Below are 25,931 nucleotides of genomic sequence, written 5' to 3'. Positions count from 1 at the left end.
GGGTCACTGTGCGTCAATATGAAGAGCTCTCCGGGGTGCCCGGAGCCGGTCGCGGCCGTGTTCACACCGATGGGCCCCCCGTGCCACCCCTGGGGGGAGCCCCGGCCGGCGCCCACACTGGACCCATGGATGACGACCTCTTCGCACGTCTTCGTACGAGCCTGCTGGCAGGACTCCCCGCCGAGGCCGTGCTCACCGACCCGCAGGTGACCGACTCCTACGCCACCGACATGGCCGGCTTCTGCGCCGCGGGCACCCCCGCGGCCGTCGTTCTGCCCCGGACCGTCGAACAGGTCCAGCACGTCATGCGCACCGCCACCGCCCTACGCGTCCCCGTCGTCCCGCAGGGCGCCCGTACCGGCCTGTCGGGCGGGGCCAACGCCTCCGACGGCTGCATCGTGCTGTCCCTCGTCAGGATGGACCGGATCCTGGAGATCTCCGTCGTCGACCGGATCGCGGTCGTCGAACCGGGCGTGGTCAACGCCGTGCTCTCGCGGGCCGTCGCCGCACAGGGCCTGTACTACCCGCCCGACCCCTCCAGCTGGGAGCAGTGCACCATCGGCGGCAACATCGGCACCGCCTCCGGCGGGCTGTGCTGCGTCAAGTACGGGGTCACCGCCGAGTACGTGCTGGGCCTCGACGTGGTCCTGGCCGACGGGCGGCTGCTGAGCACGGGCCGGCGCACCGCCAAGGGCGTCGCCGGGTACGACCTCACCCGGCTCTTCGTGGGCTCCGAGGGCAGCCTCGGCATCGTCGTGCGGGCCGTGCTCGCGCTGCGGCCCGCGCCGCCCCGCCAGCTGGTGCTCGCCGCGGAGTTCCCCTCCGTCGCCGCCGCCTGCGAAGCCGTCTGCGCCGTCATGGAGGCCGGCCTGACCCCCTCGCTGCTGGAACTCATGGACCGCACGACCGTCAGGGCCGTCAACGCGCTCGGCAAGATGGGCCTGCCCGAGGCCACCGAGGCCCTGCTGCTCGCCGCCTTCGACACCCCGCACGCCCCCGGGGACCTCGCGGCCGTGGGAGAGCTGTGCACGGCCGCCGGGGCCACCGCCGTCGTGCCCGCCGAGGACGAGGCGGAGTCGGAACTGCTGCTCCAGGCCCGCCGGATGTCCTTTCCCGCGCTCGAGGCGCTCAGGCCCGCGACGATGATCGACGACGTGTGCGTACCGCGCTCGCGGCTCGCCGAGATGCTGGACGGGACGGCCGCGATCGCCCGTACGCACGACCTGCTCATCGGGGTCTGCGCGCACGCCGGCGACGGCAACACCCACCCGATCGTCTGCTTCGACCCCGCCGAGGAGGACGAGACGCGGCGGGCCCGCGCCTCCTTCGGCGAGATCATGGCGCTGGGGCTCTCACTCGGCGGGACCATCACCGGCGAGCACGGCGTGGGCCTGCTGAAGAAGGAATGGCTGGCCCGCGAACTCGGCCCGGTGGGGCTGGAGATGCAGCGGGCGGTCAAGGCCGCCTTCGACCCGCTGGGCCTGCTGAATCCGGGCAAGCTCTTCTGATCCGCCCCCGGGCCCCCGGCGGATCGCCCGGCCGGCATCACAGGTCCCCGTCGGCGGACTCGTCCGAGGGCCAGGGGTCGCGCAGCCACAGCTCGTCGGCGGGGGTCGGGGTCAACAGCTCGGCCAGCGCGTCGTCCAGGCCGAGCCGCTCGGCCTCGGTGCCCGGTGGGACGACGCGCAAGGTGCGCTCCAGCCAGGCGGACACGGAGGGGGAGGGGGCCTCCAGCAGGGCGTCGCCGTCGGGCGAGCTGAGCGCCATGCAGAGCACCGACCTGTTGTCGATCTTGGTGGGCCAGATCCGGACGTCCCCGTGGCCGCACGGTCGGAACACCCCTTCGACCAGCAGCTCGCGGGCGAAGGTCCAGTGGACCGGGGCGCTGGAGCCGGTGTGGAAGGTGATGTGGACGGCGTACGGGTCCTCGGTGAGGTAGAGGAGCCGTGCGGGGACGGGGACGCTGCGCTCGGGGGACAGGACCAGCTTGAGTTCCAGCTCGCGCTCGATGACGGGGTGGTGCATGACGGCCTCGCTTCGGTTCGGTGCGGCGGGGGCGGATCGCGCCCCGCACCCGCAGAGAGCCCCGTTGTGCCCGCGTATGACGCGACTTGGGGCGAGGAATCGAAGGTTGGCCGGTTTCGGTCGGGTGACCGGAAACAGTCGCATGGCCCGGGGTTCGCCCGAAGGTTTGGAATCTCCCGTTACCGGACCTGTCGAGCGGCGGTTCTTGGCTATGGTCCTGCCCTGCACATGCCTCAAGCCACGATCGGAGTTGGGGACATTGACGGCCTCCCCTGGTGACGGCGAGCACGCGGCCCGCGAGGGCTACTACCCCGATCCGTCCATCCCCGGGTACGTCCGGTACTGGAACGGCGCCGCCTGGGTTCCGGGTACGAGCCGGCCTGCCCCGGCGGCGGCCGTGGAGGAGACGGGGCCGGTGTTCCTGGACCAGACCTCGGCTACGGAGGCCGTCGCGGAGCCGGTGGCCGAGCCGGTGGCCGAGCAGGTGGCCGAGCAGGCCGGCGGGCAGGCGGTGTGGCAGGCCGATCCGCTCCACCAGGCCGGCTTCGGCGGGCCGCGCGACCGCCGGGTGTCGTGGGGCAGCCCGGCGGAGCCCGAGCGGGAGCCCGACCCGCGGCCGGCGCCCGAACCCGAGGGGCCGGCCCCGGCGGAGGGCAGGGCCCCGGCCGCCGGGATCTCCCTCGCCCGTACGCCGTCCGCCGCGGCCGGGATCCTGTCGGCCCGCTCCCCGGCGGCGGCCCGGGCGGCGGCCCCGGCCCCCGCGTGGCCCGACGCGCCCGGGGGGTCCGGCGGGTCCAGGGGTTCCGGCCTGACCTCCTCGTGGCCCGAGACGGCCCCGGCGGCCCCGGAGCCCCCGTCCGCCGCGGCCCGGCCGCCCCGTCCGGCAGGCACGCGCCCCTCGATCCCGTCGACCAGAGCCGCGGCCCCGCCCGAGCCCCGCACCCCGTACGCCGCCCCCCCGGCAGAAGCCTTCGATTCCCGCCGCGAGGCCACCCCCGAGCCCTGGACCACCCCCGGCGAGCCCGCCCAAACCCCGGCAGCGCACCGGGAGTCGGCCGCGCCCCACCGCGAGCCCGACGGCCGGCGGCCACGCGGAGAAGTCGCCGAAGCACCCGCCCCCCGACGAGAAGCACCCGCCGAGGCCTGGCCGCCGCCCCGGGACCACGAGGCTCCCGAGCCGCGCCGAGTGGCCCCCACCCGGCCCTGGACACCGCCCCAGGAGCCCGCCGAGGCCCCGCCCCGGCGCGAGGACGCCGCCCACGCCCCGACTCCCCGGCGCGGGCCCTCTCCCGAGGCCTGGTCCCCGCGCCGGGACGGCGAGGGCAAGGCTCCGGAGTCCCGCCGGGAGGCCCCCTCCCAGCCGTGGACCCCGCCCCGGGAGGCCCCCGAGGCCCGATCCCGGCGCGAGGACGCGGCCGGAGCCCCGGCGCCCCGCCGGGACGCCGCCCCGGGCGGCTGGAGCCCGCGCGGGGAGGCCGGCGAAGCCCCCGCCCACCGGGAGCCTGACGCCCGCGGCGAGGCCGCCTCCGACGGCCGGCGCCCGCGCGGGGACGCCGCCGAAGCCACCGCCCACCGCCGTGAGGCGGACGGACCCCGCCGGGAGGCCACGGAGCGCCGGGAGGCCACAGACCACCGGGAGGCCAGGGAGCGCCGGGAGCCGACCCCCCGGGACGTGTTCGAGCGGATGGCCGAGCGGGCCGTGCGGCCCGCCGGGCTGATGCGGCGGGGCGTGGCCCGGGCCGTGGACTGCCTGGTCCTCGCGGCCGTCGCGGCGGCCGCCGCCCGGCCCCTGGTCCCCGCCGCCACCGCCCACGTCCAGGCCAAGGTCGACGCCGCCCGGGCGAGCGGCCGCACCACCACCGTCTGGCTGCTCGACGGCACCATCGCCGGCCACCTCGGCCTGGTCCTCGGCGCGGTGTTCCTGTTCGGGGTTTTCTACGAGGCCCTGCCCACCGCCCGTTGGGGCCGCACCCCGGGCAAGAAGCTGCTCGGCGTGCGGGTGCTCGCCGCCGCGACCCTGCGCCCGCCCACCGTCGGCGCGGCCCTGCGCCGCTGGCTGGTGTACGCCCTCCTCGGCCTCCCCGGCAGCCTCTGGTGCCTCGGGGACCGCCCGCGGCGCCGGGCCCTGCACGACAGGGCGGCAGGGACGTACGTGGCCCGCTGAGCCGCCCGTGGCGGGCCGGTCCCCCGAATGGACAGTGCCGTGTTGCGGGGTTGACGGTGCCGGGATCGACTCGGGCCATGAGTACCGACCAGCCGCCGCCGGGCGAACGCCCCGAGGACGACCCGTTCCTCAAGAAGCCCCAGGAACCGACGCCTCCGTCGGGCGGTTCGCCGTACGGCTCCCCGCCCCCCGGTGCCCCGCCCCCCGGCGGCACGGGCGGCGCCGGATACCCGCCCCCACCGCCCCCGTACGGCGGTGGCGGCGACCCCTACGGCGGAAGCGGCGGCTACGGCATGCCCGATCCGCTCGCGGGGATGCCCCCGCTCGCCGACTTCGGCAGGCGGCTCGCCGCCCGCATCATCGACGTGGTCATCATCGCCGTGCCGCTGTTCCTCATCCAGCTGGCCTTCGGCACCAAGCGGTACACGGTCGAGACGAACCAGGGCGAGGACATCAGCGAGGTCATCACCCGGTCCTACAGCGGCAGCGGCCTGATCATGACGCTGATCTCGATCGCCGCCTACCTCGGCTACGACTGGTGGTTCACCAAGAAGAACGGCCAGACCATCGGCAAGAAGGCGATGGGCCTGCGCGTCGCGATGCTCAACGACGGCAGTGTCCCGCAGTCCGGTCCGGCCCTCGCCCGTGCCGCCGTGCTCTGGCTGCCGACGCTGATCTGCTGCTTCTGCCTGTGGCCGATCGCGCTGGCGATCTCGATCCTGGTGGACAAGCCGTACAAGCAGGGCCTCCACGACAAGGTCGGCAAGACGGTGGTCGTGCAGTCCACCACCTAGTCGCTCAGTGGTGGACGGGATGTTCGGCGGCGGCCGTCCGGGGTTCGGCGACCCGGGCGGCCGTCGGCGCGTCCCCGTACGGCAGGTGCGCGGCGGCGGACGCGGGAGCCGGTGCGGCCGCGGCGGCCGAGCCGGGGCGGGCCGCGTGGCGGCCGCGGCGCCTGGGGAGCGGCACCGTGACGGCGACGAGCAGGCCCAGCGCGAGGGCCGCGGCGGCGATGAACGCGATCCAGAGCCCCGAACTCGTCCGCGAGAGCAGCAGCATGGCGATCGTCGACACGACGACGGTGGCGGATCCGTAGGCGAGCTGTGCGGCAGTCGGACGCGGCATGGCGATATCCGTCCTCGGGGAGGGGAGGGGGAGTCGGCTCAACTCGGTCGCGCGTCAAGTGACTCTACGACGGGGGATGCCCGAGCGGAACCGCCAGTAAGCGTGACCTAACCCACGGTGCCGGTGCACGGGGGGCGCACGGGGTCATGCCGCACGCCGCCGCGGACCCCGAAATGCCCGCGCGAGGCGCGCGCCAGGCGGTCGTGGCGCGGCCTTCGCCCCATATGGCAGCGGAACGTCCGAATAGCGGAACTGAGCGACCGCATAGTGCACTTGTAAGGAACAAGTCAAGGTCTGTCTTTTCTTTCGACTCTCCGGTCAAATGTCGTCACTTGAGACGCGCGCCGCGCGGAACCCCCCGCTCCTATGGAGCCGTTCCGACCGTCCATGCGGCCGCGGGAGGGGAACGACATCAAGTGACCAGCAATTCCGCCAGACGGCGTGCGCTTCGTACCGCCGCCGTCGCCGTGACCATGGCCGCCTGCGCCACCAGCGCCACCTTCTTCACCGTCGCCTCGGCCCAGGCCGACGACAAGGGCCCGACCGCCCCGGCGGCGGACCGGCAGGACCCGACCGCTCCGGCCAAGGTGGTCGAGCACAACCTCAAGGGCCCGTTCAGCGAGCAGCAGGCGCAGCAGCGCAAGGCCGCGCTGGACCAGGTGCTGACGGGCAAGAAGGACGTCGAGCAGCGCGGCGCCTCCAAGGTCGTCAAGCTCGACGACAAGAAGTACGTCGAGCTCGGCCGCGAGAAGACCGACAAGATCTTCACGATCCTCGTCGAGTTCGGCGACCAGGTCGACAACGAGACCATGCACGACCCGGACGGCCCGGGCCCCAAGCCCGCCGTCCCGAAGTACGGGGGCACCCCCGGTCCGCTGCACAACACGATCGCGCAGCCGGACCGCGCCAACGACAACTCGACCGCCTGGCGCAAGGACTTCAGCCGCGAGTACTTCCAGGAGCTGTACTTCGCCACGGGTGAGGGCAAGCACTCGCTGAAGACCTACTACGAGAAGACCTCCTCGGGCCGCTACTCGGTCGAGGGCGAGGTCTCCGACTGGGTCAAGGTCCCGTACAACGAGGGCCGTTACGGCTCCAACTACTGCGGCCAGTCGAACTGCTCCAACGTGTGGGACACCGTCAAGGACGGCGTCCTCGCGTGGACGGAGGCCCAGAAGAAGGCCGGCAAGACCGACGCGCAGATCAAGGCGCAGCTGGCCCAGTACGACCAGTGGGACCGCTACGACTTCGACAACGACGGCAACTTCAACGAGGCCGACGGCTACATCGACCACTTCCAGATCGTCCACGCGGGCGAGGACGAGTCGGCCGGCGGCGGCGTGCAGGGCACGACCGCGCTGTGGGCGCACCGCTGGTACGCGTACGGCACCAGCGCGGGCAAGACCGGCCCGGAGAACAACAAGGCCGGCGGCACGCAGATCGGTGACACCGGCATCTGGGTCGGCGACTACACGATGCAGCCGGAGAACGGCGGCCTCGGCGTCTTCGCGCACGAGTACGGCCACGACCTCGGCCTGCCGGACCTCTACGACACCTCCGGTGGCGGCGAGAACTCCGTCGGCTTCTGGTCCCTGATGTCGGCCGGTTCCTGGCTCGGCACCGGCAAGGACTCCATAGGCGACCTCCCGGGCGACATGACGGCCTGGGACAAGCTCCAGCTCGGCTGGCTGAACTACGACACGGCCAAGGCCGCGACGAAGTCCACCCACAAGCTGGGCGTGGCGGAGTACAACACGAAGGACAAGCAGGCGCTGGTCGTCGAGCTGCCGAAGAAGCAGGTCAAGACCGATGTCGTCGCTCCCGCCGAGGGCGCAGCCCAGTGGTGGAGCAACATGGGTGACGACCTCAAGAACACCCTGACCCGCTCCGTGGACCTGACGGGCAAGACGTCCGCCGCGCTGTCCCTCAAGGGCTGGTGGGACATCGAGGCCGAGTACGACTACCTCTACACGGAGGTGTCGACCGACGGCGGCGCCAACTGGACCGCCCTCGCGGGTACGGCCGACGGCACGGCCCTTCCGGTCGACGCGGCCGGCAACCCGTCGCTGACCGGTGTCTCGGGTGCCTGGAAGTCGCTGAACTTCCCGCTCGACGCCTACGCGGGCAAGAAGATCGACCTCCGCTTCCGCTACCAGACGGACGGCGGCGCGGGCGGCAAGGGCTTCACGGCCGACGCCGTCACCCTGACCGCGGACGGCTCCGCGCTGTTCACCGACGGCGCCGAGAACGGCGACAACGGCTGGACCGGCAAGGGCTTCTCGCGCATCGGCGCCGGCTTCACCAAGGAGTACGCGCAGTACTACCTGGCCGAGAACCGCCGCTACGTCTCGTACGACTCCACCCTCAAGGTGGGCCCGTACAACTTCGGCTTCGGCAACACCCGTCCGGACTGGGTCGAGCACTACCCGTACCAGGACGGTCTGCTGATCTGGCAGTGGGACACCTCCCAGAAGGACAACAACACCAGCCAGCACCCGGGCCAGGGTCTGATCCTGCCGGTCGACGCCAACGCCAAGCCCATGAAGTGGGCGGACGGCACCCTGCTGCGCAACAAGATCCAGCCGTACGACGCCACATTCAGCGCGTACTCGACGGACGCGTTCACGCTGCACAAGAACGGCGAGTCGCTCTTCCTGAAGCCGAAGCCGGCGCAGCTGGTCTTCGACGACCGCAAGGGCAAGTACTACTACGACGAGAACCCGACCGGATCGGTGAAGGTCACTGACACCAACACCAAGATCAAGATCCTGAAGGAGACCTACGACGGTGAGGTCATGACCGTCGAGGTTGGCCCCTCCTCGAAGTAATTCGATAAAACCGCAGGTCAAAGCATGATCGGCCGTCGCCCTCTAGCGGGTGGCGGCCGATCGCGTTTAGATGCGTCGTGCGAGTTTCTTATTGACGGGGGAGATGACAGCCATGCCCGGTGGAGGTTTCGTCAGGTTGCCAGGCGGCAGCGTGGTGGTCGCGCTCACACTGCCGCGACCCTCGGGAGAGGGGGGAAATGTCCGGGTTCTGGTGCACGCCGCGAACCGGGCCCGCGCCCTGACCAGGCTGCGGAACCTCGGTATGCGGGCGGTGTACCTGCGGGGCAACGCGCAGCCGCCGACCCCGGACGAGGTCACGGCCGTCCTGCACCATCCGGACGGGCTGCTGTGGCGCTGCGCGCCCGATGTGGCGGAGGAGCTCTGGCACCCGATCCGGGCCCTGCTGGGCACCTAGTGGCGTGACCGGAGCGGGCCGCCCGGGCCGGGGCCGGCCCCGCCTGCCCCGGCGGCCGGCCACAGCACTAGCCGCCGACGAGGGTGACTCCGGCGGTCCGGAGCTCCTCCAGGGCGCGGGCGGTGGTGTGCGGGGCCACGGCGGCCGTCAGGTCCAGCAGGACGCGGGTGGCGAAGCCGGCGCGGGCGGCGTCGAGGGCGGTGGCCCGGACGCAGTGGTCGGTGGCGATGCCGACCACGTCCACCTCGGTGACGTGCCGCTCCCGCAGCCAGCCGGCGAGGTCCGTCCCGTTCTCGTCGGCCCCCTCGAACCCGCTGTACGCGGCCTCGTACGCCCCCTTGTCGAAGACGGCGGCGACCGCGCCGGAGGCGACGGCGGGGGCGAAGTTCGGGTGGAATCCGACGCCCTCGGTTCCGGCGACGCAGTGGACGGGCCAGGAGGTCTCGTAGTCCGGCTCGGCCGGGGGGTGCGCGAAGTGGCCGCCCGGATCGACGTGGTGGTCCCGGGTGGCGACCACGTGCCGGTAGCCCGCGGTGGACTGCCCGATGAGCTCGGTGATGGCGGCGGCGACGTCGGCTCCGCCGGTGACCGCGAGGCTGCCGCCCTCGCAGAAGTCGTTCTGTACGTCGACGACGATCAGTGCGCGGTGCATGACGTGTCCTTCGGCTCGGTGGTGCGATGCGGCGGCGGGGCCCTGCGGGGGCTCTTCCCCCACCCCGCCCCTTCCCGAAACTGGGGCCCCGCCCCAGACCCCGTACGGCGTTGCGCGCCCGCGCCTCACACGCCGGCGGGGCCGGGTGTTCGGCTGCTGCCGTCCGCCCGGTGCGGGCTGGGCCGCCCGGAGGGCATGTCCGGCCCCGCCGGCGTTCGAGGGGCGGGGGCTGGGGCGGAGCCCCGGGAGCGCGCCGCGGGGGCTACGCGTACTCCGTCGGGATCACGGCCTCGCCCCGCGAGAGCTGCGTCGCCGACAGCGGCAGCCCCGCCCGGGCGGCGCGGTGGCGGTCGCGCGCGGCCTCCAGCGGCTCACGGGCGACGACCTCACCGGCCTTGACCAGCTGCACCAGCAGCTGTGTGTCCGCCAGCCCCGACGGCACCGGACCGGTCCCGACGACCTCCGCCTCGGCCACACCCTCCGCGTCCAGGCGGCGGGCCGCCCACTTGCGGCCGCCGATGGAGGCCTTGCCGCCCATGGACTTCTTCGCCACCGGCACCAGCGGCGCCTTCGGGTCCGCCGAGGCCGCCCGCGCCACCAGCTTGTAGACCATCGAGCACGTCGGGTGCCCGCTGCCCGTCACCAGCTGGGTGCCCACCCCGTACGCGTCCACCGGCGCCGCCGCCAGCGAGGCGATGGCGTACTCGTCCAGGTCCGAGGTGACCACGATCCTGGTCTGCGCGGCCCCCAGCTCGTCCAGCTGCTGCCGCACCCGGTGGGCCACCAGCAGCAGGTCGCCCGAGTCGATCCGGACGGCGCCCAGGCCGGTCCCGGCGACCTCCACGGCCGTCCGTACCGCTTCGGCGACGTCGTACGTGTCCACCAGCAGGGTGGTCCCGCTGCCCAGCGAGGCCACCTGCGCCGTGAAGGCGTCCCGCTCGCTGTCGTGGAGCAGGGTGAAGGCGTGGGCGCTCGTGCCGACCGTCGGGATGCCGTACCGGAACCCGGCGGCCAGGTCCGAGGTGGAGGTGAAGCCGCCCACGTACGCGGCGCGCGACGCGGCCACGGCGGCCAGCTCGTGCGTGCGCCGGGCGCCCATCTCGATCAGCGGCCGCTCGCCGGCCGCCGAGGACATCCGGGAGGCGGCCGCGGCGATCGCCGAGTCGTGGTTCAGGATCGACAGGACCACGGTCTCCAGCAGCACGCACTCGGCGAAGCTGCCCTCGACGCGCAGGAGCGGGGAGCCGGGGAAGTAGACCTCGCCCTCCGGGTAGCCCCAGATGTCGCCGGAGAAGCGGTACGAGGCCAGCCAGTCCAGGGTCCGCATGTCGACGACGGCCCGCTCGCGCAGGAAGTCCAGCACCGCGCCGTCGAAGCGGAAGTTCTCCACCGCGTCGAGCACCCGGCCGGTTCCGCCGACCACGCCGTAACGGCGTCCCTCCGGCAGCCGCCGGGTGAACACCTCGAAGACCGAGCGGCGGTCGGCGGTGCCGTTCGCCAGGGCGGCCTGCAGCATCGTCAGCTCGTAATGGTCCGTGAAGAGCGCTGTCGACGGCACGTCCACCGGCAGGCCCAGGTCCGCAGGGTTCATGACGGCGATGCTAGCGCACATTTCGTCAAACTGACGAGATGTGGGGCCCGTTTGTGCGACGGGCCCGTCACGGTGGCAGCATGGGACAAGTGAGTGTTGCTCCCATTGAGATCGAACGCACCGAGTCGGCCGAAGAGACCTTCGCGGTCCCTGAACCCGACGTCCCCTGGGTGACCCTGGTGCACAACGACCCGGTCAACCTCATGAGCTACGTGGCCTACGTGTTCCAGGCGTACTTCGGCTACTCGAAGGACGTGGCGCACAAGCTGATGCTCGACGTCCACCACAAGGGGCGGGCCGTCGTGTCGAGCGGCACCCGCGAGGAAATGGAGCGCGACGTGCAGGCCATGCACGGCTACGGCCTGTGGGCGACCCTCTCCCAGGACCGCAACTGATGGGCGGCACGTTCCAGCCCCTGAAGGGCGGCGGCGCCGCCATCGCGCTCGACGAGATCGAGATCTCCATCCTGCGCTCCCTGGCCGTCCAGCTGCTCGAGCTGATCGGCCCCGGCGAGCCCGAGCCCGCCGAGGACGCCGACCCGCTGGCCGCGCTGTTCGCCTCCGACGGCCCCACCGAGCCCCCGGCGGACCCGGCCCTGGCCCGGCTCTTCCCCGACGCCTACGGCGGCCCGGGCGGCCCCGGGCCCGAGGAGGACGCCGAGGAGCTGCGCGCCCGCTCGGCGGAGTTCCGCCGCTTCACCGAGAACGACCTGCGCACCCGCAAGCGGGAGGACGTCCTGGCCGTCGTCCACAGCCTGAACCGGCTCACCCCGGCCGGCGACGGGGCGGCGGTGCTCGAGCTGAGCGGGGAGCTGCCGCTGCGCTGGCTCGGCGCGCTCAACGACCTGCGCCTGACCATCGCGGCCCGCCTGGACATCACCGAGGACGACGAGAGCGCGGTGCTGTTCCGGCTGCCGGACGACGATCCGCGCAAGCCGATGGTGATGGCCTACCTGTGGCTCGGCGGTCTCCAGGAGACGCTCATCGAAACCCTCTGAAGATCCTCAAGGACATGCGCCGTTCGCTCAGCGGACGCTCAAATCCGGATAACGATCAGATCACCGCGATGCGGTGGTCTGACCTGTTTCGGGACCCATGTCCTGAAATTGTCGTGTCCTGCGTCACATTTCCTGCCCTCGCTCACCCATAAGCACGTGATAAATCTTCACGATCGCCGCCGGGGCGCCACCCATGACCCGCGGCCTGCTTGAACCGGCGGACCGCCGGCGTGCAACTCCATCCGTATCCGGGGGGATCGAGGACCCGATCCGCAGCCAATGGCGCGGGTCGGCGTGGAGAAAGGCGCACCAGACATGACCTCTGTGCAGGTCGAGCAGCACGGCAACACGCCCGGTGAGGGCACGCGGGGCGAGGGCGGCGAGGGCTACCACCGCACACTCGGCGCCCGCCAGATCCAGATGATCGCGATCGGCGGGGCCATCGGCACCGGCCTCTTCCTGGGCGCCGGCAAGGCGATCTCCAAGGCCGGACCGAGCCTGATCCTGGCCTACGCCATCGCGGGCCTGGTCATCTTCTTCATCATGCGGGCCCTGGGCGAGCTGCTCATGTACCGCCCCGTCTCGGGCTCCTTCTCGGACTACGCCCGCGAGTTCCTCGGCCCCTTCTGGGGGTACGTGACCGGCTGGACGTACTGGCTCTTCTGGGTGGTCACCGGCATTACCGAGGTCACCGCGGCCGCGCAGTACATGGCGTACTGGACCCACGACAGCTTCCCGCAATGGGCGTACGCGCTGATCTTCACGGTCATCCTCTACGGCGCCAACCTGATCTCCGTGAAGCTCTTCGGCGAGCTCGAGTTCTGGTTCTCCATGGTCAAGGTCACCGCCATCGTCGGCATGATCCTGATCTGCGCCGGCATCCTCACCATCGGGTTCTCCGACGCCGCCGACACCGCGACCGTCAGCAACCTGTGGAACGACGGCGGCTTCTTCCCCCAGGGCATCGGCGGCACGCTGATGACCCTGCAGATCGTGATGTTCGCCTTCCTCGCGGTCGAGCTGGTCGGCGTCACCGCCGGCGAGTCCAAGGACCCCGAGAAGACCCTCCCCAAGGCCATCAACACCGTGCCGTGGCGCATCGCCGTCTTCTACGTCGGCGCGCTGATCATGATCCTGTCGGTCGTCCCGTGGACGCACTTCCAGCCCGGCGTCTCGCCCTTCGTCGCCGCCTTCGAGCGCATGGGCCTGGGCGTCGGCGCCGCGATCGTCAACTTCGTCGTGCTGACCGCGGCCCTGTCCTCCTGCAACTCGGGCATGTACTCCACCGGCCGCATGCTGCGCGACCTCGCGCTCAACGGCCAGGGCCCGAAGTTCTTCACCAGGCTCACCAAGAGCGGCACCCCGCTGATCGGCACCACGTTCTCCGCCGCGCTGATGCTGGTGGGCGTCTGGATCAACTACATCGCCCCGGGCAAGGCCTTCGACTACGTGGTCTCCTTCGCCACCATCTCCGGCATGTGGGCCTGGATCATGATCCTGGTCTGCCAGATCCGCTACCGCGCCAAGGCCGACCGCGGCGAGCTGCCGCAGTCCTCCTTCCGGGCCCCGGGCGCGCCCTGGACCAGCTGGTTCGCCCTGCTCTTCATCGGCATGGTCATCGTGATGATGGGCGCCGACAAGGACGCCCGCGTCTCCCTGTACTGCGCCCCCCTGTGGGGCCTGCTCCTGGGCCTGTCCTACCTGTTCCTGAAGTTCCGCAACCCGCGCGGCGCGGCCTTCACCAAGGCCTCCTGAACCAGGTCTGTCCACCATTCGGGCCCTCCCGTACCACTCCTCGGTACGGGAGGGCCCGTCTGCTTATCCTGTCGCTCATGCTGACCCTCACCCAGGACCTGTACGACCGGATCGTCGCGCACGCCCGCCAGGACCACCCCGACGAGGCGTGCGGCGTCGTGGCCGGGCCGGCGGGCACGGGCCGTCCGGAGCGCTTCATCCCCATGCTCAACGCGGCCCGCTCGCCCACGTTCTACGAGTTCGACTCGAAGGATCTGCTGCGGCTCTACCGCGAGCTGGACGACCGCGACGAGGACCCGGTGATCGTCTACCACTCCCACACCGCGACCGAGGCCTACCCGTCCCGCACGGACGTCACCTACGCCAACGAGCCCGAAGCGCACTACGTGGTCGTCTCGACGGCGGACAAGGACGGCCTCGGCGAGTTCCAGTTCCGCTCGTACCGCATCGTCGACGGCGTGATCACCGAGGAGGAAGTGCAGGTCGTCGAGGCCTACTGACCCCCGGCAGACCAGCATGTGAGCGCAATGCGTCCACGATGCGGGATCCCACTCCAAACGGGGGACCTGGAATCGTTAACATGACCGCATGGTTTCCCACGACGTGAGCATCGAGACGCCCGGCAGGCTGCTGCTCGTGGCGCGGCTGCACGTCGACCTGTGCCGCCTCGCCAGCGCGATCTGTCCTGCCGTCTGAGCACCAGAGCACCAGAGCCCTCTCGCGCGGGGGGCCACGAACCCGCGCGCCTTCACGTTCTCACGCCCTCACTCACGACTGGAGCCGGCCATGGCCATCGAGGTCCGCATCCCCACCATCCTCCGCACCTACACCGACGGCGAGAAGGCCGTGTCCGGTGAGGGCGCCACCCTCGCCGACCTGTTCTCCGACCTGGAGACCCGGCACAAGGGCATTCGAGAGCGCCTCGTCGACGAGGCGGCCGCGGGCCAGCTGCGCCGCTTCGTGAACGTCTACCTCAACGACGAGGACGTCCGCTTCCTCGACGGCATCTCCACCGCGCTGAAGGACGGCGACAACGTCACCATCCTCCCGGCCGTGGCCGGCGGCGCTGTCTGATGCGTTACGACTCCCCGCTGGCAGCCGTGGGCAACACACCGCTGGTCCGGCTGCCCCGGCTGTCGCCCTCGGAGGACGTCCGCATCTGGGCGAAGCTCGAGGACCGCAATCCGACCGGCTCGATCAAGGACCGCCCGGCGCTCCACATGGTCGAGCAGGCGGAGAAGGACGGCCGGCTGCAACCCGGCTGCACGATCCTGGAGCCCACCTCGGGCAACACCGGGATCTCCCTGGCGATGGCGGCCAAGCTCAAGGGCTACCGCATCGTCTGCGTCATGCCGGAGAACACCTCGCAGGAGCGGCGCGACCTGCTGGCCATGTGGGGAGCCGAGATCATCTCGTCGCCGGCGGCGGGCGGATCCAACACCGCGGTGCGGGTCGCCAAGGAGCTGGCGGCCGAGCACCCGGACTGGGTGATGCTCTACCAGTACGGCAACCCGGACAACGCGGGCGCCCACTACGCCACCACGGGCCCGGAGGTCCTCGCCGACCTCCCCTCCATCACCCACTTCGTGGCGGGCCTGGGCACGACCGGCACCCTGATGGGCGTCGGCCGCTACCTGCGCGAGCACGTACCCGGAATCAAGATCGTCGCGGCCGAGCCGCGCTACGACGACCTGGTCTACGGCCTGCGCAACCTCGACGAGGGCTTCGTCCCGGAGCTGTACGACGCCTCCGTGCTCACCACGCGCTTCTCGGTGGGCTCGGCCGACGCCGTCACCCGGACCCGGGAACTCCTCCAGCTGGAGGGCATCTTCGCGGGCGTATCCACGGGCGCCGCGCTGCACGCGGCGATCGGCGTCGGCCGCAAGGCGGTGGCCGCGGGCGAATCCGCGGACATCGTCTTCGTCGTGGCCGACGGCGGCTGGAAGTACCTGTCGACGGGCGTCTACACGGCCGCCACCACCGAAGAGGCCATCGAGGTCCTGCAGGGCCAGCTCTGGGCGTAGCCCGGACTCCCTCCCTCGCGCGCCGCGGCCCGCTCCCCCTCCCCGGGGGAGCGGGCCGCGGCGTCCGCCGGGGCGCGAATCCCCCGAACGGCCCTCGGAAGTCGCCGGGACGGCGGTACGGGCAGAGGCTGAACCTGCCCGACCGACCTCACAGAGAGGGTGGTGGCTCGATGACGACCACTCCCAACCCCGCGGCCTCCGGCACGTCCGGCCACCGGCCTCCCTCAGGGAGCGCCTCCGGCTGGGCGGCGGGAGGTGTGCTGTTCGCCGCCGTCCTGATGATGATCAACGGCGTGTTCGCGATCTTCGAGGGCATCGCCGCGCTCGCCAAGGACGACGTCATCTGGCGGGTCCGCGACTACTCGTTCAAGTTCGACCTGACGGCCTGGGGCTGGATCCACCTGATCCTGGGCATCATCGTCCTGATCGTCGGCATCGCGATCCTCAAGGGCACGACCTGGGGCCGGGCCCTCGGCATCGCCCTGACCGGCGTGTCGATCATCCTGCACTTCCTGTGGCTGCCCTACCAGCCGTTCTGGTCCCTGATCGCCATCGCGATCGGCGTGTTCGTGATCTGGGCCCTGTGCGTCGACCGCAGCCCCGGCGCCCTCTGAGCCCCGAGGCCCCGCCGCGGGCCGGGACGCCGATGCGGCGTCCCGGCCCGCGGCGCGGTCACCTTGGTCCCGCGCCCAGCAGCTCCGCGAGGACCACCGGCATGGCCGGCCGCCGGATCACCGCCCGCCTCCCAGTCCCTTGACCTCGTCCCACAGCACCGGATCCAGCATCCCCACCCGCCTGCCGAACTCCCACAGCGACACCTCCTCCGGCCGGTCCGCCTCCAGGAAGCTCGTCCGGCCCTGCGGCCCCACCGTCCCCGGCGGCAGCGGGATCACCCCGGCCCGCCGGTCGTCGTACTTCCCGCTGATCCACGCGACCCGCGCCCGGTGCCCCCGTACCTGCCCGACCGCCAGCACCAGGCAGACCCGGCCGTCCGCCAGGTACCACAGCTCACCCGCCCGGGGCCGCGGCGGCGGCCCCGGGCCGTGCGCGGGCGCGGGCCTGGCGCGGCGGGGGGACCCCAGCCGTCGCCCGGCGGCCGCCGCGAGCAGCGCCACCACCGCCAGGACCACGACCGCGGCCACGGCGGGCCACCAGGACGTGTCCATGTTTCGACCGTAGCCGTGCGGGAACGCCCCGGCATGGCAACGTGTGGCAACGCCCGTGCCCGCCGTCGCTCCCCCGGGTGACAGCACAGGTGATTCCCCCCACAACGGCCCGCCGCGGAGGAGCGACCGGTCGTTTCGCGCCTTACGCTCGACCCACGCACGGCCCGCATTCCGTCCACGGACCGTCCACGGAGGTTCACGCTCCATGAAGCTCACCGTCGTCGGCTGCTCGGGCTCGTTCCCGTCCGCGGAATCGGCCTGCTCGAGCTACCTCGTCGAGGCCGACGGCTTCCGGCTGCTCCTCGACATGGGCAACGGCGCCCTCGGCGATCTCCAGCGCCACATCGGTCTCTACGACCTCGACGCGATCTTCCTCAGCCACCTGCACGCCGATCACTGCATCGACATGTGCGCGTACTTCGTCGCCCGCTTCTACCGGCACGAGGGCGGCCGCTGCGGCACCATCCCCGTCTACGGCCCCGACGGCACCGAGAAGCGTCTGACCGCGGCCTACGACGACGTCCCCGACGAACGCTCGATGAGCGAGGTCTTCGACTTCCGCACGCTGAAGTCCGGCATCTTCGAGATCGGCCCCTTCCAGGTCCGCACCGAGCGGGTCAGCCACCCCGTCGAGTCGTACGGCATCCGCGTCGAGCACGGCGGCCGCTCGCTCACGTACTCCGGCGACACCGGGACCTGCCCCGAACTCGGCCTGCTCGCCGAGGGCGCCGACCTCTTCCTGTGCGAGGCCTCCTTCACGCACGGCAAGGAGGACATCCCCGGCCTCCACCTCAACGGCCGCGAGGCCGGACAGTACGCCCAGGCCGGCGGGGTCGGCCGGCTCGTCCTGACCCACGTGCCGCCGTGGACGGACGCCCAGCAGAACCTCACCGACGCCCGCGCGGTCTACCAAGGCCCGGTGGACCTCGCCCACTCGGGCGCCGTCTACGAGGTCTAGGAAGCGGCGGGCCGGGCCTGCCGGCCCGCTCCGGATGCCCGGCGTGGTGCATCTTCCCCGACCACAGGGCCGCGTCGGCGCCCAGACCGCCCTGCAGCTCCACGGTGACCCGCGCCATCGCCTCGTACGAGCCGCCCGTGCCCGGGTTCGCCGTGACGCACAGCATCGCCGCGCCCATGCCGACCAGCCGCTTGGCGTACTCCGGCTTCGCGCGCCGGATCTCCGGTACGTCGCCGGGTTCCAGGTTCACCCCGACCGGCCGCCCGATCACCTGTGCCCGCTCGGTGAACGAGGTGAACTCCCCGAGGCCCGGCAGCCGCAGCCGCTCACCGTCCCAGGCCCGCTCGATGAGGTTCAGTACGACGATGTCCGCGCCGAACGCGGCCACGAGCTCGGCGTTGTGCACCCCGCGGCCGTCCGGGTGCGGGGAGAGCGCGGCGCGCTCGGCTAAGACCTCGGCGACCATGGTCCGCCCCTCGGCGGCGGCCACCGCCCGGGTCAGGGCGCGGCCGCGCAGGGCGGCGAGCTGGTCGCGGTCGAGGTCGAGAATGCGCTGTTCTGTCATGGTTTCCACGCTATGCGGCGCGGACAGGCCGAAGCCCCCGTCTTTCGGAAGGAAAGACGGGGGCTTCGGACCTTTTCGCGGCGTGAGCGCCGGGCTTACTTCGCCTCGGCCTTGGCCAGCTCGGCGAGCTCCTCGTCGGACTCGCGGCCGGGGGTGGGGAGGTTGAACTTCGTGATCGCGAAGCGGAAGACGAAGTAGTAGACCACCGCGAAGCAGAGCCCGATGCCGGCCAGGCCCCACGGGTTGGTCGCGATGCCCAGGTTGAGCAGGAAGTCGATCGCACCGGCCGAGAAGCCGAAGCCGTCCTTCATCCCGAGGGCCCAGGTCAGCGCCATGGAGACACCGGTGAGGACCGCGTGGATCGCGTAGAGCACCGGGGCGATGAACATGAAGGTGAACTCGATCGGCTCGGTCACACCGGTGACGAAGGCGGTGAGCGCGAGGGAGAACATCATGCCGCCGACGACCTTGCGGCGCTCGGGACGGGCGCAGTGGACGATCGCGAGGCAGGCTGCCGGGAGGGCGAACATCATGATCGGGAAGAAGCCGGTCATGAACTGGCCGGCGCTCGGGTCACCGGCGAGGAAGCGGGCGATGTCGCCGTGGACGGGACCGTTGGCGCCCTCGAACGAACCGGCCTGGAACCACGGGAACGAGTTCAGCAGGTGGTGCATGCCGATCGGGATCAGCGCACGGTTGGCGACACCGAAGATGCCCGCGCCGACGGAGCCGGAACCGACCAGCCACTCACCGAAGTTGTGCAGACCCGTGCCGAGGACCGGCCAGATGAGGCCGAAGACGATACCGGTGAGCAGACCCGCGAGGGCCGAGAGGATCGGGACGAGGCGGCGGCCGCCGAAGAAGCCCGCCCAGTCCGGCAGCTTGGTCCGGTAGAACTTCTGGTACAGCAGGGCGGTGATGACACCCATCACGACACCGCCGAGCACGCCGGCGTTGACCGCGGCGTCCACCATGACGATCTTGCCGCCGACCACCTTGGCGACCTGCGGGAGGTTGCCGTCGGTGAAGGTGGCGAGCACCTTCTGGAAGACCAGGTATCCGGTGACGGCCGCGAGCGCGGTCGAGCCGTCCGACTTCTTCGCGAAGCCGATCGCGATGCCGACGGCGAAGAGCAGCGCCATGTTGTCGAGGATCGCGCCACCACCGGCGGCCATGTATCCGGCGATCTTCAGGACGAACGTCGGGAAGACGTCCTTGTCGCCGAGCATGTCGTCCGCGCCCAGGCGGAGCAGGAGCGCGCCGGCAGGCAGCACGGCAACGGGGAGCATGAGGCTCCGGCCGATGCGCTGCATGACGGCCATCACGCCAGCGCCCTTCTTCTTTTCAGCCGCGGGGGCGGCAGCCGTGGACACAACTTCCTCCAGTGGGCAAGGCGCCGCCAGAGGAGAACCGGGGACGGCGACGTCTCAGAAAGGGGGGTACGCGGGCCAGACAGGCCCGCGTGGTCTACACCAATAGGTGGTGTAGACCAGTTGTAACACGGTGAGGGATAGATAAGGAACCTTCGATTTCCTGTGGTCTACACCACACGCGGCCGGCACTCGCCCCCCACCGGGCCCACCGGCCCACCGGACATGGCGAAGGCCCTCGGATCCGAGGATCCGAGGGCCTGGAAACCGGGGCCGAAAGGCCGGGCCCGGCGGGCCGGCGAGGGCGGCTACGCCTTGGTGTTCTCCTTCAGCATCTCCTCGATCTCCTCGTCCGACTCCCGCCCCGGCGTCTTGATGTCGAACTTCGTGATGGCGAAACGGAACACCGCGTAGTAGACGACCGCGAAACACAGGCCGATCGGAATGATCAGCCACGGCTTGGTCGCCAGGTTCCAGTTGATGAGGTAGTCGATCAGACCCGCGGAGAAGCTGAAGCCGTCGTGCACGCCCAGCGCCCACGTCACCGCCATCGACACACCGGTCAGCGCCGCGTGCACCGCGTACAGCGCCGGCGCCACGAACAGGAAGGAGTACTCCAGCGGCTCGGTGATGCCCGTGACGAACGAGGTCAGGCCCACCGACAGCATCAGCCCCCCGACCTCCTTGCGGCGCAGCGGCTTCGCACAGTGCGTGATCGCCAGCGCCGCCGCCGGGAGGGCGAACATCATGATCGGGAAGAAGCCGGACAGGAACAGGCCCGCGTCCGGGTCGCCGTTCAGGAACATGTTGATGTCGCCGTGGACCGTCTTGCCCTCCGGCGTGGTGTACGAGCCGAACTGGAACCAGATCGGCACGTTGAGGAACTGGTGCAGGCCGATCACCAGCAGCGCGCGGTTCGCCACGCCGAAGATGCCCGCGCCCCACGCACCCAGCCCGATCAGCCAGTCGGAGAAGCTCTCCAGCGCGGCGCCGACCGGCGGCCAGATCCACAGGCACAGCACCGCGAAGGCGATGGCGACGAACGACATGATGATCGGGACGAGCCGGCGCCCGTTGAAGAAGCCCAGCCAGTCCACCAGCTTCACCCGGTGGTAGCGCTGCCAGAACCAGGCCGCCAGCAGGCCCATGACGATGCCGCCGAACACCCCCGGGTTCTGGTAGGTGAACCCCTGGAAGGTGTCCGTCGAGGTGAGGCAGCCGCCCCCGATGTCCCTCGTCCCCGCCGGGCAGTCCTTGGGGAAGGCGTGCAGCACCCCGCGGTAGACGAGGAACCCGGCGACGGCGGCCAGGGCCGTCGAGCCGTCCGCCTTCTTGGCCATGCCGATCGCGACGCCGATGCAGAACAGGAGCGGCAGGCCGAGGTCGGGGTCGAGCAGCGCCCCGCCCGCGCCCGCCATCACGTCGGCCACACCGGTCCAGTTCAGGCCGTCCTTGCCGAACACGTCCGGCTGCCCCAGACGGTTCAGGATGCCCGCCGCGGGCAGCACGGCGATCGGCAGCTGCAGGCTGCGGCCCATCTTCTGCAGCCCCTGGAACAAGCCGCTCCGCCACTGGCTCCGCGGCTTTGCGGCGGCGCTGTTCGCGCTCATCGGCGTCCTCCCTGACCGGCCCCGTTTTGGCAGTCGCAGCCCGTGCGGCACACTGGTGTAGACCAGTTCTGGGCAGGCTGCTGCTGATCATCATCATTCGGCAGAGGCCGGTCACGTGCCCGCGTAGCTGGGCCAACCGTGCGTTACCGTGACAAAGCGGGCCGTGTGGGCCGTTGTCAGCGCACCGGACGCCGAGACTCGTTCTTCGTAACACTCAGGGAGAAACACATGGCCACCAAGGCTGAGAAGATCGTCGCCGGGCTCGGCGGTATCGACAACATCGAAGAAGTCGAAGGCTGCATCACCCGCCTGCGCACCGAGGTCCACGACGCCAGCCTGGTCGACGAGGCCGCCCTCAAGGCCGCCGGCGCCCACGGCGTCGTCAAGATGGGCACCGCCATCCAGGTCGTCATCGGCACCGACGCCGACCCCATCGCCGGCGAGATCGAAGACATGATGTGAGCTGAGCCCACCCGCTCGCCACCCGCCTCGGACCCCGTCCCGGACCCCTCCGGACGGGGTCCTCGCGCTGCTCCACAGGGACTAGGCTCGGAGCCATGTCTCGCATCGACGGCCGTACGCCCGAACAGCTCCGCCCGGTCACCATCGAACGCGGATGGAGCAAGCACGCCGAGGGCTCCGTCCTCATCTCCTTCGGAGACACCAAGGTCTTCTGCACCGCCTCCTTCAGCGAAGGCGTCCCGCGCTGGCGCAAGGGCAGCGGCGAAGGCTGGGTCACCTCCGAGTACTCGATGCTGCCCCGCTCCACCAACACCCGCGGCGACCGCGAATCCGTCCGCGGCAAGATCGGCGGCCGCACCCACGAGATCAGCCGCCTGATCGGCCGCTCGCTGCGCGCCGTCATCGACTACAAGGCGCTCGGCGAGAACACCATCGTCCTGGACTGCGACGTCCTCCAGGCCGACGGCGGCACCCGCACGGCCGCGATCACCGGCGCCTACGTCGCCCTCGCCGACGCCGTCGCCTGGGGCCAGCGCAAGAAGCTCATCAAGGCCGGGCGCAAGCCGCTGACCGGCACCGTCGCCGCCGTCAGCGTCGGCATCGTCGACGGCGTCCCGCTCCTCGACCTCTGCTACGAGGAGGACGTGCGCGCCGAGACCGACATGAACGTCGTCTGCACCGGCGACGGCCGCTTCGTCGAGGTCCAGGGCACCGCCGAGGGCGAGCCCTTCGACCGCAAGGAGCTCAACGCCCTCCTGGACCTCGCGTCCGGCGGCTGCGCGGACCTGGAAGCAATCCAGTTGGGCGCGCTCGAACTGTAAGCGGCAACCGAGGCGCGCGGATTCGCGTCCGTCCTGGTGCGGGCGCACGGTGTCACAGCCGTGCGCCCGTCCACGTATCCGAACCCCTGGGGGACCTGTGTTGAAGCAAACGAAGCAGACGATGAAGCCGAAGCACCGCGTCGCCGCCCTGGCGCTGGCCGCGGCACTGGCCATACCCGCCCTCACCTCCTGCGACGCGATCTCCACGGCGATGGACTGCGCGAACACCGCGGTGGCCATCACGGACGGCGCGAACGACCTCCAGCAGGCCGTCTCCCAGGCCGGCAACAGCCCCCAGGACGCCCAGAACGCGCTCAACCAGATCGAGGACAACCTCAAGAAGATCGGCGACCAGACGGACAACACCGATCTGAGCAAGGCCATCGACTCGATGAACACGGCGGTGAAGAACGTCCGCGACGCCATCCAGAACGGCGACGCCACCCCGGACATCCAGCCGGTCGCGGACGCCGCGAGCGAGATCTCCAAGGTCTGCACCCCGGGCTGACGCGGTGCCGCGCCGGTGGGCTGACCGGCCGGCGGGCGGGGTGACCGGCCGACGGGCCGGCCGGCCGGCTGACGCGGCGGGCACGCCATAATCAATGACCATGACCCGCCTGATCCTCGCGACCCGCAACGCGGGCAAGATCTCCGAACTCCACGCCATCCTGTCCGACGCCGGCCTGCCGCACGAGCTGGTCGGCGCGGACGCGTACCCCGAGGTCCCGGACGTCAAGGAAACCGGCGTCACCTTCGCCGAGAACGCCCTCCTCAAGGCCCACGCCCTCGCCCGGGCCACCGGCTTGCCGGCCGTCGCCGACGACTCCGGCCTGTGCGTCGACGTCCTGAACGGCGCCCCCGGCATCTTCTCGGCCCGCTGGGCCGGCACCCACGGCGACGACGCCGCGAACCTGGCGCTCCTGCTCGCCCAGCTCGGCGACATCGCCGACGAGCACCGCGGCGCCCACTTCTTCTGCGCGGCGGCCCTGGCCCTGCCCGACGGCACCGAACGCGTCGTCGAGGGCCGCCTCCTCGGCACCCTGCGCCACACCCCGACGGGCACGGGCGGCTTCGGCTACGACCCGATCCTCCAGCCCCTCGGCGAAACCCGCACCTGCGCGGAACTCACCCCGTCGGAGAAGAACGCCATCTCCCACCGAGGCCAGGCCTTCCGCGCCCTGGTCCCGGTGGTCCGGGAGCTTCTGGGCTGACGCCGGTACGCCGAAGGCCCGGCTCTCAGAGCCGGGCCTTCGAATCCTAGGGTGGTGCGGCCGATGGGATTCGAACCCACATGGACTTTCGTCCAGAGGCACCTAAAACCTCCGCTTATACCGTTCAGCAACGACCGCTCGCGCCGCAATCCTAGCGGGAGAGCGGCGATTTGTGGTCCTGAGTTCGTCTCTCTCGGCGGCGCTTCCCTCCTCTGCACCAGGTGCTGGCGGGCCTCCGCCAGGCGTTCCCTCGTGTACGGCCTGATCGGCATCCGCGTCCCCTCCGTGTACCGGCCGCGCGTGCGGCCCTCGTACCGAGTAACGGGCCGATGGGCGGGCGGGTACGGCCCGATTCGTCCGATAAGCGGGGCGGCCCGCGCCGGGTGGGGGGGCGGGCCGCTGTGGTGGGGCGGGCGGGGGCCGGGTCAGATGCCCAGGTCCTTGATGATCTTGGCTACGTGGCCCGTGGCCTTGACGTTGTAGAAGGCGTGCTCGACCTTGCCCTCCTCGTCCACGACCACCGTGGAGCGGATGACGCCGGTCACCGTCTTGCCGTACAGCTTCTTCTCGCCGTACGCGCCGTACGCGGCCAGGGTCTCCTTCTCCGGGTCCCCGACCAGGGTGACCTTCAGGCTCTCCTTCTCGCGGAACTTCGCCAGCTTCTCCGGCTTGTCCGGGGACACGCCGATGACGTCGTAGCCGGCCGTGGCCAGGGCGTCCAGGTTGTCCGTGAAATCGCAGGCCTGCTTCGTGCAGCCCGGCGTCAGCGCGGCCGGGTAGAAATAGACGATCACCTTGCGGCCCTTGTGGGCGGCCAGCGAGACCTCGTTGCCGTCCGCGTCGGGCAGGGTGAAGGCGGGGGCGGTGTCGCCCGGCTGAAGTCGCTCGCTCATGTCGGCAGTCTCCTCAAGAGGGGATCAGTACGCGCACGAGACTAAGCTGACAGACTGTTCATGGCGGACTACGCCCCCACAGGACCACGACGACGGAGGCAGCGCGGTGCCGGAAGCCAGGACCCCCGCACAGATCGAGGCGGACATCGTCCGCCGCCGCGAGCAGCTCGCCGAGACGCTCGACGAGATCGGCGTGCGCATGCACCCGAAGACGATCATCGGGGACGCGAAGGCCAGGGTCGCCTCCACGGTCGACCACACCGCCGGGCGCGCCTTCGTCGCGGTGAACCGCCTCGTGACGGACGTGCGGGACGGTCTGCGTCACGACGACGGCGCCCCGCGCCTGGGCCGGATCGTGCCCGTCGCGCTGCTCGCGGCCGGTGTGGTCGGGCTGCTGGTGGTCTCGGCGCGGCGCAAGCGCTGATGACCCTGCGCAGCGCGGGCCGGGCGTGGGCAGGTAGGTTCGTGGCGTGAGCGAGAACACCACCCACGACAAGCTGCCCATCCGGATGCTGCACGACCGCGTGCTCGTGAAGTCCGACCTGCCGGAGGGCGAGCGCCGCTCGGGCGGCGGCATCCTCATTCCCGCGACGGCCGCGGTGGGCAAGCGGCTGGCCTGGGCGGAGGTGGTCGCGGTCGGACAGAACGTGCGCAGCGTGGAGCCCGGCGACCGGGTGCTGTACGACCCCGAGGACCGGGCCGAGGTCGAGGTGCGGGGTGCGACGTACGTGCTCATGCGCGAGCGGGATCTGCACGCCGTGGCCGCGGAGCGGCTGGAGGGGTCGAAGGACTCCACGGGGCTCTACCTCTGATTCCCTGCCGAAGAGTGCCGTAGAGGGCTGGTGGCCCAGGTCGCCAGCCCTTTTCGCTGCCTTTTGCTACGGTTGGGGGAACCCGACGAGACGCGCCGTACCGGGTACGACAAGACGACGCACCCCGTATCGCTCGATGTCTCGGAGGTGCCGTCATGGCATGGGTTCTGCTTCTTCTCGCCGGTCTGCTCGAGGTCGGCTGGTCGATCGGCATGAAGTTCACCGACGGTTTCACCCGGCTGTGGCCCAGTGTGTTCACGGGCGCCGGGATCGTCGCCAGCATGGTGCTGCTGTCCTACGCGGCGAAGACCCTGCCCATCGGTACCGCGTACGGCGTGTGGGTGGGCATCGGCGCGGCCGGTGCGGCCGTGCTCGGCATGGCGGTGCTGGGGGAGCCCGTCACCGCCGCCCGGATCTTCTTCATCTGTCTGCTGCTGGTCGCCGTGGTGGGGCTTAAGGCGACCTCGGGCCACTAGGCCGGGGCCGG

The 25,931-nt window shown here is 71.2% G+C and carries 30 protein-coding genes, 1 tRNA gene and 1 riboswitch; of the genes, 21 read left to right on the top strand and 10 right to left on the bottom strand.

The window, feature by feature from the left end:
- Positions 1–125: 125 nt before the first annotated feature.
- Positions 126–1,508, top strand: coding sequence for an FAD-binding oxidoreductase (locus tag BGK67_RS14285; RefSeq protein WP_069920449.1), 1,383 nt, complete (start codon positions 126–128; stop codon positions 1,506–1,508).
- Positions 1,509–1,545: 37 nt separating this feature from the next.
- Here the strand turns inward: BGK67_RS14285 and BGK67_RS14280 are convergent, their stop codons facing one another.
- Positions 1,546–2,025, bottom strand: coding sequence for an SsgA family sporulation/cell division regulator (locus BGK67_RS14280; RefSeq protein WP_069920448.1), 480 nt, complete (start codon positions 2,023–2,025; stop codon positions 1,546–1,548).
- Between the two features lie 259 nt (positions 2,026–2,284).
- Between BGK67_RS14280 and BGK67_RS40725 the strand changes: the two genes are divergently transcribed.
- Together BGK67_RS40725 and BGK67_RS14270 are read left to right on the top strand one after the other, a co-directional pair.
- A complete protein-coding gene (locus tag BGK67_RS40725) occupies positions 2,285–4,189 on the top strand; it encodes an RDD family protein (RefSeq protein ID WP_069920447.1) in 1,905 nt (634 codons plus the stop codon).
- 77 nt (positions 4,190–4,266) lie between these two features.
- Positions 4,267–4,983, top strand: a complete 717-nt coding sequence (locus BGK67_RS14270; protein WP_069920446.1) for an RDD family protein — start codon at positions 4,267–4,269, stop codon at positions 4,981–4,983.
- 4 nt (positions 4,984–4,987) lie between these two features.
- Here the strand turns inward: BGK67_RS14270 and BGK67_RS14265 are convergent, their stop codons facing one another.
- A complete protein-coding gene (locus BGK67_RS14265; RefSeq protein WP_069920445.1) occupies positions 4,988–5,314 on the bottom strand; it encodes a hypothetical protein in 327 nt (108 codons plus the stop codon).
- Positions 5,315–5,787: 473 nt separating this feature from the next.
- Here BGK67_RS14265 and BGK67_RS14260 point away from each other — a divergent pair, with 473 nt between their 5' ends.
- A complete protein-coding gene (locus BGK67_RS14260; RefSeq protein ID WP_069923851.1) occupies positions 5,788–8,142 on the top strand; it encodes an immune inhibitor A domain-containing protein in 2,355 nt (784 codons plus the stop codon).
- Between the two features lie 112 nt (positions 8,143–8,254).
- Positions 8,255–8,557: a hypothetical protein gene (locus BGK67_RS14255; protein ID WP_069920444.1), complete on the top strand. Its 303-nt coding sequence runs from the start codon at positions 8,255–8,257 to the stop codon at positions 8,555–8,557.
- A 67-nt stretch (positions 8,558–8,624) separates the two neighbouring features.
- Here the strand turns inward: BGK67_RS14255 and BGK67_RS14250 are convergent, their stop codons facing one another.
- Complete coding sequence (locus BGK67_RS14250) at positions 8,625–9,209, bottom strand: nicotinamidase (protein ID WP_069920443.1); 585 nt, start codon at positions 9,207–9,209, stop codon at positions 8,625–8,627.
- A gap of 262 nt (positions 9,210–9,471) precedes the next feature.
- A complete protein-coding gene (locus tag BGK67_RS14245; RefSeq protein ID WP_069920442.1) occupies positions 9,472–10,800 on the bottom strand; it encodes a nicotinate phosphoribosyltransferase in 1,329 nt (442 codons plus the stop codon).
- 80 nt (positions 10,801–10,880) lie between these two features.
- Here BGK67_RS14245 and clpS point away from each other — a divergent pair, with 80 nt between their 5' ends.
- The 8 genes from clpS (at position 10,881) to BGK67_RS14210 (ending at position 16,190) form a co-directional block, all read left to right on the top strand.
- Positions 10,881–11,195, top strand: a complete 315-nt coding sequence (gene clpS / locus BGK67_RS14240; protein ID WP_079154176.1) for an ATP-dependent Clp protease adapter ClpS — start codon at positions 10,881–10,883, stop codon at positions 11,193–11,195.
- Positions 11,195–11,797, top strand: coding sequence for a DUF2017 domain-containing protein (locus BGK67_RS14235; protein ID WP_069920441.1), 603 nt, complete (start codon positions 11,195–11,197; stop codon positions 11,795–11,797). Before clpS ends, BGK67_RS14235 begins: the two co-directional genes overlap by 1 nt.
- Before the next feature lie 315 nt (positions 11,798–12,112).
- Positions 12,113–13,552: an amino acid permease gene (locus BGK67_RS14230; RefSeq protein WP_069920440.1), complete on the top strand. Its 1,440-nt coding sequence runs from the start codon at positions 12,113–12,115 to the stop codon at positions 13,550–13,552.
- 77 nt (positions 13,553–13,629) lie between these two features.
- Entirely contained in the window at positions 13,630–14,052 is a 423-nt protein-coding gene (locus BGK67_RS14225) for a M67 family metallopeptidase (RefSeq protein WP_069920439.1), read from the top strand.
- 88 nt (positions 14,053–14,140) lie between these two features.
- Positions 14,141–14,248, top strand: coding sequence for a putative leader peptide (locus tag BGK67_RS40940; RefSeq protein WP_312847437.1), 108 nt, complete (start codon positions 14,141–14,143; stop codon positions 14,246–14,248).
- A 90-nt stretch (positions 14,249–14,338) separates the two neighbouring features.
- Positions 14,339–14,626: a MoaD/ThiS family protein gene (locus BGK67_RS14220; RefSeq protein WP_069920438.1), complete on the top strand. Its 288-nt coding sequence runs from the start codon at positions 14,339–14,341 to the stop codon at positions 14,624–14,626.
- Complete coding sequence (locus BGK67_RS14215) at positions 14,626–15,576, top strand: PLP-dependent cysteine synthase family protein (protein ID WP_069920437.1); 951 nt, start codon at positions 14,626–14,628, stop codon at positions 15,574–15,576. Before BGK67_RS14220 ends, BGK67_RS14215 begins: the two co-directional genes overlap by 1 nt.
- A 170-nt stretch (positions 15,577–15,746) precedes the next feature.
- Positions 15,747–16,190 (top strand): DUF7144 family membrane protein, encoded by a 444-nt coding sequence (locus BGK67_RS14210; RefSeq protein ID WP_069920436.1) that lies wholly within the window; start codon positions 15,747–15,749, stop codon positions 16,188–16,190.
- Between the two features lie 117 nt (positions 16,191–16,307).
- Here BGK67_RS14210 and BGK67_RS14205 read toward each other — a convergent pair whose 3' ends face one another.
- Positions 16,308–16,742, bottom strand: a complete 435-nt coding sequence (locus BGK67_RS14205) for a hypothetical protein (RefSeq protein ID WP_069920435.1) — start codon at positions 16,740–16,742, stop codon at positions 16,308–16,310.
- A 205-nt stretch (positions 16,743–16,947) separates the two neighbouring features.
- On the opposite strand from BGK67_RS14205, the gene BGK67_RS14200 reads away from it, so the two are divergent.
- Positions 16,948–17,700, top strand: a complete 753-nt coding sequence (locus tag BGK67_RS14200) for an MBL fold metallo-hydrolase (RefSeq protein WP_069920434.1) — start codon at positions 16,948–16,950, stop codon at positions 17,698–17,700.
- Here BGK67_RS14200 and BGK67_RS14195 read toward each other — a convergent pair.
- From BGK67_RS14195 to BGK67_RS14185, 3 genes are all read right to left on the bottom strand, one after another.
- The gene (locus BGK67_RS14195; RefSeq protein ID WP_069920433.1) at positions 17,630–18,265 is read right to left on the bottom strand and encodes a DUF7916 family protein; all 636 of its coding nucleotides are present in this window, start codon (positions 18,263–18,265) and stop codon (positions 17,630–17,632) included. The genes BGK67_RS14200 and BGK67_RS14195 overlap by 71 nt on opposite strands.
- A 95-nt stretch (positions 18,266–18,360) precedes the next feature.
- Positions 18,361–19,587 carry a PTS transporter subunit EIIC gene (locus BGK67_RS14190; protein ID WP_208948802.1) on the bottom strand — a complete coding sequence of 409 codons (1,227 nt, stop codon included), beginning with the start codon at positions 19,585–19,587 and terminating at the stop codon, positions 18,361–18,363.
- A gap of 356 nt (positions 19,588–19,943) precedes the next feature.
- Positions 19,944–21,245 (bottom strand): PTS transporter subunit EIIC, encoded by a 1,302-nt coding sequence (locus BGK67_RS14185; RefSeq protein WP_069920431.1) that lies wholly within the window; start codon positions 21,243–21,245, stop codon positions 19,944–19,946.
- 138 nt (positions 21,246–21,383) lie between these two features.
- Here BGK67_RS14185 and BGK67_RS14180 point away from each other — a divergent pair, with 138 nt between their 5' ends.
- From BGK67_RS14180 to rdgB, 4 genes are all read left to right on the top strand, one after another.
- Positions 21,384–21,707, top strand: a complete 324-nt coding sequence (locus tag BGK67_RS14180; protein ID WP_432215450.1) for a PTS sugar transporter subunit IIB — start codon at positions 21,384–21,386, stop codon at positions 21,705–21,707.
- Positions 21,708–21,802: 95 nt separating this feature from the next.
- Complete coding sequence (rph, locus tag BGK67_RS14175) at positions 21,803–22,528, top strand: ribonuclease PH (RefSeq protein WP_069920429.1); 726 nt, start codon at positions 21,803–21,805, stop codon at positions 22,526–22,528.
- 121 nt (positions 22,529–22,649) lie between these two features.
- Positions 22,650–23,036, top strand: coding sequence for a hypothetical protein (locus BGK67_RS14170; protein ID WP_069920428.1), 387 nt, complete (start codon positions 22,650–22,652; stop codon positions 23,034–23,036).
- A 100-nt stretch (positions 23,037–23,136) separates the two neighbouring features.
- Complete coding sequence (gene rdgB / locus BGK67_RS14165) at positions 23,137–23,739, top strand: RdgB/HAM1 family non-canonical purine NTP pyrophosphatase (protein ID WP_069920427.1); 603 nt, start codon at positions 23,137–23,139, stop codon at positions 23,737–23,739.
- Positions 23,740–23,791: 52 nt separating this feature from the next.
- Here the strand turns inward: rdgB and BGK67_RS14160 are convergent.
- A tRNA-Leu gene (locus tag BGK67_RS14160) sits at positions 23,792–23,877 on the bottom strand.
- Positions 23,878–24,164: 287 nt separating this feature from the next.
- Entirely contained in the window at positions 24,165–24,632 is a 468-nt protein-coding gene (gene bcp, locus BGK67_RS14155; RefSeq protein WP_069920426.1) for a thioredoxin-dependent thiol peroxidase, read from the bottom strand.
- A gap of 106 nt (positions 24,633–24,738) precedes the next feature.
- Here bcp and BGK67_RS14150 point away from each other — a divergent pair, with 106 nt between their 5' ends.
- The 3 genes from BGK67_RS14150 to BGK67_RS14140 all read left to right on the top strand — a co-directional run bounded on the left by BGK67_RS14150 (position 24,739) and on the right by BGK67_RS14140 (position 25,920).
- A complete protein-coding gene (locus BGK67_RS14150; protein WP_069920425.1) occupies positions 24,739–25,056 on the top strand; it encodes a DUF3618 domain-containing protein in 318 nt (105 codons plus the stop codon).
- A gap of 46 nt (positions 25,057–25,102) precedes the next feature.
- Positions 25,103–25,444 carry a GroES family chaperonin gene (locus tag BGK67_RS14145; protein ID WP_030239046.1) on the top strand — a complete coding sequence of 114 codons (342 nt, stop codon included), beginning with the start codon at positions 25,103–25,105 and terminating at the stop codon, positions 25,442–25,444.
- Positions 25,445–25,499: 55 nt separating this feature from the next.
- Positions 25,500–25,568: riboswitch (guanidine-III (ykkC-III) riboswitch) on the top strand.
- A gap of 31 nt (positions 25,569–25,599) precedes the next feature.
- A complete protein-coding gene (locus BGK67_RS14140; RefSeq protein ID WP_030760324.1) occupies positions 25,600–25,920 on the top strand; it encodes a DMT family transporter in 321 nt (106 codons plus the stop codon).
- Positions 25,921–25,931: the final 11 nt, after the last annotated feature.

It is taken from the genome of Streptomyces subrutilus, from assembly GCF_001746425.1.
GTDB lineage: Bacteria > Actinomycetota > Actinomycetes > Streptomycetales > Streptomycetaceae > Streptomyces > Streptomyces subrutilus_A.
The sequence above is the reverse complement of the archived record's forward strand: the minus strand, read 5'-3'. Positions and strand labels throughout refer to the sequence as shown.

Excerpts from the sequence above, each read along its gene's own strand:
- BGK67_RS14285 (WP_069920449.1), top strand. The coding sequence starts at position 126 with ATGGATGACGACCTCTTCGCACGTCTTCGTACGAGCCTGCTGGCAGGA.
- BGK67_RS14280 (WP_069920448.1), bottom strand. The coding sequence starts at position 2,025 with ATGCACCACCCCGTCATCGAGCGCGAGCTGGAACTCAAGCTGGTCCTG.
- BGK67_RS14270 (WP_069920446.1), top strand. The coding sequence starts at position 4,267 with ATGAGTACCGACCAGCCGCCGCCGGGCGAACGCCCCGAGGACGACCCG.
- BGK67_RS14265 (WP_069920445.1), bottom strand. The coding sequence starts at position 5,314 with ATGCCGCGTCCGACTGCCGCACAGCTCGCCTACGGATCCGCCACCGTC.
- BGK67_RS14260 (WP_069923851.1), top strand. The coding sequence starts at position 5,788 with ATGGCCGCCTGCGCCACCAGCGCCACCTTCTTCACCGTCGCCTCGGCC.
- BGK67_RS14255 (WP_069920444.1), top strand. The coding sequence starts at position 8,255 with ATGCCCGGTGGAGGTTTCGTCAGGTTGCCAGGCGGCAGCGTGGTGGTC.
- BGK67_RS14250 (WP_069920443.1), bottom strand. The coding sequence starts at position 9,209 with ATGCACCGCGCACTGATCGTCGTCGACGTACAGAACGACTTCTGCGAG.
- BGK67_RS14245 (WP_069920442.1), bottom strand. The coding sequence starts at position 10,800 with ATGAACCCTGCGGACCTGGGCCTGCCGGTGGACGTGCCGTCGACAGCG.
- clpS (WP_079154176.1), top strand. The coding sequence starts at position 10,881 with ATGGGACAAGTGAGTGTTGCTCCCATTGAGATCGAACGCACCGAGTCG.
- BGK67_RS14235 (WP_069920441.1), top strand. The coding sequence starts at position 11,195 with ATGGGCGGCACGTTCCAGCCCCTGAAGGGCGGCGGCGCCGCCATCGCG.
- BGK67_RS14230 (WP_069920440.1), top strand. The coding sequence starts at position 12,113 with ATGACCTCTGTGCAGGTCGAGCAGCACGGCAACACGCCCGGTGAGGGC.
- BGK67_RS14225 (WP_069920439.1), top strand. The coding sequence starts at position 13,630 with ATGCTGACCCTCACCCAGGACCTGTACGACCGGATCGTCGCGCACGCC.
- BGK67_RS40940 (WP_312847437.1), top strand. The coding sequence starts at position 14,141 with ATGGTTTCCCACGACGTGAGCATCGAGACGCCCGGCAGGCTGCTGCTC.
- BGK67_RS14220 (WP_069920438.1), top strand. The coding sequence starts at position 14,339 with ATGGCCATCGAGGTCCGCATCCCCACCATCCTCCGCACCTACACCGAC.
- BGK67_RS14215 (WP_069920437.1), top strand. The coding sequence starts at position 14,626 with ATGCGTTACGACTCCCCGCTGGCAGCCGTGGGCAACACACCGCTGGTC.
- BGK67_RS14210 (WP_069920436.1), top strand. The coding sequence starts at position 15,747 with ATGACGACCACTCCCAACCCCGCGGCCTCCGGCACGTCCGGCCACCGG.
- BGK67_RS14205 (WP_069920435.1), bottom strand. The coding sequence starts at position 16,742 with ATGGACACGTCCTGGTGGCCCGCCGTGGCCGCGGTCGTGGTCCTGGCG.
- BGK67_RS14200 (WP_069920434.1), top strand. The coding sequence starts at position 16,948 with ATGAAGCTCACCGTCGTCGGCTGCTCGGGCTCGTTCCCGTCCGCGGAA.
- BGK67_RS14195 (WP_069920433.1), bottom strand. The coding sequence starts at position 18,265 with ATGACAGAACAGCGCATTCTCGACCTCGACCGCGACCAGCTCGCCGCC.
- BGK67_RS14190 (WP_208948802.1), bottom strand. The coding sequence starts at position 19,587 with ATGGCCGTCATGCAGCGCATCGGCCGGAGCCTCATGCTCCCCGTTGCC.
- BGK67_RS14185 (WP_069920431.1), bottom strand. The coding sequence starts at position 21,245 with ATGAGCGCGAACAGCGCCGCCGCAAAGCCGCGGAGCCAGTGGCGGAGC.
- rph (WP_069920429.1), top strand. The coding sequence starts at position 21,803 with ATGTCTCGCATCGACGGCCGTACGCCCGAACAGCTCCGCCCGGTCACC.
- BGK67_RS14170 (WP_069920428.1), top strand. The coding sequence starts at position 22,650 with ATGAAGCCGAAGCACCGCGTCGCCGCCCTGGCGCTGGCCGCGGCACTG.
- rdgB (WP_069920427.1), top strand. The coding sequence starts at position 23,137 with ATGACCCGCCTGATCCTCGCGACCCGCAACGCGGGCAAGATCTCCGAA.
- bcp (WP_069920426.1), bottom strand. The coding sequence starts at position 24,632 with ATGAGCGAGCGACTTCAGCCGGGCGACACCGCCCCCGCCTTCACCCTG.
- BGK67_RS14140 (WP_030760324.1), top strand. The coding sequence starts at position 25,600 with ATGGCATGGGTTCTGCTTCTTCTCGCCGGTCTGCTCGAGGTCGGCTGG.